Source organism: Clostridium sp. 1001271st1 H5, from assembly GCF_005845215.1.
Lineage (GTDB): Bacteria > Bacillota > Clostridia > Lachnospirales > Lachnospiraceae > Enterocloster.
This window is the reverse complement of record NZ_SPHO01000075.1, coordinates 1-1,033: the sequence shown is the minus strand read 5'-3', so window position 1 is coordinate 1,033 and position 1,033 is coordinate 1. Positions and strand designations below refer to the sequence as shown.

Sequence of the window (1,033 nt, the reverse complement as noted above, 5' to 3'; positions counted from 1 at the left end):
AGCTTCTTCCCCCTACGGAAAATGTTACGGATACCGGATGATCCGGATCACTCTGCCCGCCGCTTACCTCTACTGCCGTAATCACTTCCGTATTCGTCCGATATTCATAATCATAAGTCGTGATTTCCGGTTCTTCTGGAGGCACATCCCGGAACCGTACAATACCAAGACCCAAGGAACTCTTTATTTCACTGTTGGAACGGACTCCCGATGTCGGACCGCCCCAGGCCGGATATCCCAGATCTGGTGTTTCCAAAAACATGGAAAGCGGCAGGTTCTGAAATGCCACTGTTGGAAGGACAGTACGAAGCCCACCACTTAACATCTCATCATAGAGCGCTGCCTCTGTTGCTGTAACCGCAATCAGGGTTCCCTGAAATTTAAGGAAACTGATCGGCTCCAATAAGAGCCTATACTCCCCTCCCACCAGTGTGTCAAAGTCCATTCCGGTTAGTCCGGCAATGCTACGCACCACCTGTTCATCTGTAAAATAGCTTTTTATCTGCTCAATATTAGCTTGCCCCAAGCTTTTCGAGCTGATGATCCTTGGTAGGGGCTGTGCCGGATTCACATACTCATACGGATTGGTGTCGATCATCAGGGCACTTCCTTTGGTATATGACATTTTACTGACTTTCCCAAAGGAGTAGGTAATATTGGGATGCTTATTTGTTAAGTCAATCGGTCTTGTTACCGGATCATGGCTCTCTGCCCGGATTACGGTAACCCGCACTCCTTCATTTCCCGGTGACCAGGAATTCTGGCTGGTCCCCTGTCCCATACTTCCGCCACCTCCATCCAGGTTCCCGTCCCCTACCGCATAAACCTGGATGGAGAGTATCAAAGACAGTAAGATTGAGACTGTAAAAAACACATATTTCTTCTGTTTCAAGTATCCTCCTTTCCAACCACGGGAAGCCTTGTTTCCTTCCCTGGTTTCTGGGAAAAGAAAAAACACCACATTGATGCGGTGCTTCCTCTTTCTGTCTTAATCCATAATGCCAATCTTATTCCCGTTTTCATACATATCTTC

Annotated in this window: 1 pseudogene; it reads right to left on the bottom strand. The window is 47.6% G+C overall.

The annotated features are described in order from the left end of the window. A pseudogene (locus tag FGS84_RS30675) lies at positions 1 to 781 on the bottom strand (hypothetical protein); the annotation flags it as partial. Positions 782 to 1,033 lie beyond the last annotated feature (252 nt).